This is a genomic window from Nostoc cf. edaphicum LEGE 07299, from assembly GCF_015207245.1.
Taxonomy (GTDB): Bacteria; Cyanobacteriota; Cyanobacteriia; order Cyanobacteriales; family Nostocaceae; genus Nostoc; species Nostoc edaphicum_B.
The window spans coordinates 1-3,080 of the sequence record NZ_JADEXF010000807.1; the positions used below are offsets into that span (position 1 = coordinate 1).

Here is a 3,080-nt window from a genome sequence, read left to right on the forward strand (position 1 = left end):
GGAAATTTATCTACTGTAAGTTCTTTAGAAAGTGTTACAGACAAGGAAAATTGCTTCTATTGTGCAATTATTTCAATGAACTAAACGATTGTTATCATTACTAGATTTATATACTCATGCCAACCGCACTCAAAAATATACAAACTAAAAACCTAATTTCAATAGGTTTGCTAGTTTTCGTTCCTATTGCCATTGTGGCAGAAAAATTAGAATGGGATGCATTAATAGTATTTGGACTTTCAGCAGTTGCAATTATTCCGTTAGCAGTTTGGCTGAGTCAGGCGACAGAAGAAATTGCTGTAGTTTTAGGCCCTTCTATAGGAGGCTTGTTAAATGCAGTCTTCGGTAATGCAACTGAGCTAATTATTGCTTTAGTAGCTCTCAAAGCAGGCTTGGTAGATATTGTTAAAGCTAGCATTACTGGGACAATTATCAGTAATTTACTGCTGGTAATGGGGCTATCTATGTTGTTAGGAGGGTTACGCTATAAGGAGCAGACTTTTCAGCCAATGGCAGCGCGAGTCAATGGCTCGACAATGACACTAGCAGTAACTGCAATTGTAGTGCCTGCAATGGTGATCACTACATCTAATGTCGTCGAGCAAAGCGCTATTACTAATCTGTCGATTTTTGTAGCAGTCATTTTAATTGTAGTTTATGGTTTTACGCTGTTATTCTCCTTGAAGACTCACAGCTACCTCTACGATGTTGGGGTTGTAGAACTAGAAGGTGTTTCTGAAGAGGAGGCCACCACAGAGCAAGATAAACATTCAAAGCCAAACTTGAGCCTTTGGGTTGGTGTTTTGCTTGTGGCAACAATTGGTATAGCGTTCGTGTCTGAGATTTTTGTCGGTGCAGTTGAAGAGGCAACAAAAGGACTAGGATTGACACCTTTGTTTACCGGAGTAATTTTGTTACCACTAGTTGGAGGTGCAGCCGAATATGTAACTGCTGTCCGAGTAGCGATTAAGAACAATATGGATTTGGCAGTATCTGTAGCAATGGGATCGAGTCTACTAGTTGCTTTGTTGGTTGCGCCGCTCCTTGTGCTAGTTGGGCAGGTAATTGGACAACCAATGGATTTAAACTTTAACTTGTTTGAGGTTGTTGCAGTGATCATTGCAGTCGTCATTGCCAACTTAATTAGTTTGGATGGCCGCTCTAACTGGTTAGAGGGGATGTTGCTGCTAGCAACCTATGCTGTACTGGGTGCTGCCTTCTACTTCCATCCAGTTTGAGTGCTAATTGGGCAATGGCGCTGTTATGCCGTTAAGCTGGTGTGCATTCAAGTTGCACATTATCTGGTGGAGACTGTCATTAGTCATTTGTCCCTTGTCCTTTGTAAATACAAATGACTAATGACTAAGGACAAAGGACGACATTCACGGGTGATTATGTAATTTAGATGTGTTTTAGCTTAACTAGCCAATCGTCGCTTGGTTAGTGTCAACATCTGTAGTACCATTCACAGAACGCGCCACAGAAACCATCTTATTGAGAATTTCTTGACTGGGGACTTTACCTTTCAACACCACAGTGCTACCCGTCTGAGCCACCCAAAGGGTATTAACATCGTCGAGTTGGGGGTCTTGATCGAATGCCAACGCTACCCGCTTCGCTAAACCACTTTGGTCATATTCTCCGCTTAATCCCAGCCGTTCTGGGGGTATCGGTTGCGTAGCAGTAGCAATATTAGCACTGGGAGCTTGCTGTACAGCCTGTGCAGCGGGATTTACTTCTGCATTTTCAGGTTTTTCCATTCCAAACAATCTTTTTAACCAACCCATAAAACTTTTCTCCTATTAGAGGCTTATAAAATCTGAGTATAAAAGATTTACAACAAATGCTGCATCTGCCAATAAAAAGATATATTCAATGAAATTCTTGCTTGCAGTATGATTTCTAGACAATTTCTCGATAGAGAATGCAATGAGTGCAACGCTTAAGTTTACAATAGGAGGTCGCACTGAAAATTTAGTGCGGTAGTAGGTCTAGCGTTGCCCTTAGCTAGTGTCTGCGTTACTCAATTCCTGCTCTAGCCTCTGTTGGCGAAGATGAAACATACCCTTTCAGTTCTCGTAGAAGATGAGGCGGGTGTTCTTTCCCGCATTTCTGGTTTATTTGCGCGTCGCGGCTTTAATATTGAAAGCCTTGCTGTTGGCCCTGCTGAACAAGGAGGAGTCTCCCGAATTACAATGGTTGTCCCTGGCGATGATCGCGTGATCGAGCAACTCACCAAACAACTGTATAAGTTAGTCAATGTCCTAAAAGTCCAGGATATTACCGAAACCCCTTGTGTAGAAAGGGAATTGATGCTTTTGAAGGTGAATGCTAGTAGCAGCAATCGCTCAGAAGTAATCGAATTGTCTCAGATTTTCCGGGCGCGAGTCGTGGATGTGGCGGAAGATTCTCTCACCTTAGAAGTTGTGGGAGATCCAGGTAAAATGGTAGCGATCGTGCAAGTATTACAAAAATTTGGTTTGAAAGAAATTGCCCGCACTGGCAAAATTGCCCTGACTCGTGAATCAGGTGTGAATACCGAGTTACTCAAATCTTTGGAAGCAAAGGTTTAGTTGCGGATTTAAATCAAAACTCAGAAATACTTAACCGCAGCAGAAGTCATAGTGGCAATTGTTACTATGACTTCTGCTTAAAGAGTAGAAAAAAAATAAATATCCAACTACCCTTCAATTTTAGCGTTCCCGCTTCTCCTGTCGGAGACGCTACGCGAGCGGGTTGCAGTAGGCATCGCTTTTTTTGGTGATACGTTACCATAAATGACATACATTATCCCTGACAGATATTCATCCATCATCGTGACATTGGCGTAAATCAACCGTTGAATGGGAGGAAAACTGAGATTTTTTAAACAAAATTTGCCAAAATTGTAATAACATAAAATTAAATATTAGTATATTGCTCTTCCATTTTTTACTCCTCAGAAACACTTTTCGGATAGGCTATCTACCTTTAAAGTATTAGGAGTCTAGGAGTAAAAAACCGAATTTGCTGTTGTATTTTTTTAGTTAAAACTGCCAGAAATTAAATTTTATATACCTTATTTAATGCTGTATAAATAT

General features: G+C 40.9%; 3 protein-coding genes. 2 read left to right on the forward strand and 1 reads right to left on the reverse strand.

Features of this window, described 5'->3' with window-relative positions:
• Positions 1-116: 116 nt before the first annotated feature.
• Positions 117-1,238, forward strand: a complete 1,122-nt coding sequence (cax, locus tag IQ229_RS20950) for a calcium/proton exchanger (protein WP_228013619.1) — start codon at positions 117-119, stop codon at positions 1,236-1,238.
• Positions 1,239-1,421: 183 nt separating this feature from the next.
• On the opposite strand, the gene IQ229_RS20955 is transcribed toward cax, so the two are convergent.
• Entirely contained in the window at positions 1,422-1,787 is a 366-nt protein-coding gene (locus IQ229_RS20955) for a BON domain-containing protein (RefSeq protein WP_194047029.1), read from the reverse strand.
• 267 nt (positions 1,788-2,054) lie between these two features.
• Between IQ229_RS20955 and ilvN the strand changes: the two genes are divergently transcribed.
• Entirely contained in the window at positions 2,055-2,573 is a 519-nt protein-coding gene (gene ilvN / locus IQ229_RS20960; RefSeq protein WP_069069184.1) for an acetolactate synthase small subunit, read from the forward strand.
• Positions 2,574-3,080 lie beyond the last annotated feature (507 nt).

Excerpts from the sequence above, each read along its gene's own strand:
- IQ229_RS20955 (WP_194047029.1), bottom strand. The coding sequence starts at position 1,787 with ATGGGTTGGTTAAAAAGATTGTTTGGAATGGAAAAACCTGAAAATGCA.
- cax (WP_228013619.1), top strand. The coding sequence starts at position 117 with ATGCCAACCGCACTCAAAAATATACAAACTAAAAACCTAATTTCAATA.
- ilvN (WP_069069184.1), top strand. The coding sequence starts at position 2,055 with ATGAAACATACCCTTTCAGTTCTCGTAGAAGATGAGGCGGGTGTTCTT.